Source organism: Rhizobium sullae, from assembly GCF_900169785.1.
In the GTDB taxonomy this organism is placed as follows: Bacteria; Pseudomonadota; Alphaproteobacteria; order Rhizobiales; family Rhizobiaceae; genus Rhizobium; species Rhizobium sullae.
This window is the reverse complement of record NZ_FWER01000257.1, coordinates 1-219: the sequence shown is the minus strand read 5'-3', so window position 1 is coordinate 219 and position 219 is coordinate 1. Positions and strand designations below refer to the sequence as shown.

Sequence of the window (219 nt, the reverse complement as noted above, 5' to 3'; positions counted from 1 at the left end):
GTTGTCTTGGCGAGCTGTGTGAGCGGAGCCGACTACGCAAAGCGCGACGCGGGCTTCAGCACCGTCGCGGCGAAAACCTCGACGGTAACCGCCCAGCAGACCGTCTGGGTTCAAAATCAGCAACAGGCTCAGGCAGCCTCGGCCCAAGTCAAGACGCTTCTTGCCCGCAAGCAGGCACTCGACGCCGAAACCGCCGTCCAGATCGCCCTGCTCAACAAC

General features: G+C 63.0%; 1 pseudogene. It reads left to right on the top strand.

Features of this window, described 5'->3' with window-relative positions:
* A pseudogene (locus BN1800_RS40050) lies at positions 1–219 on the top strand (TolC family protein); the annotation flags it as partial.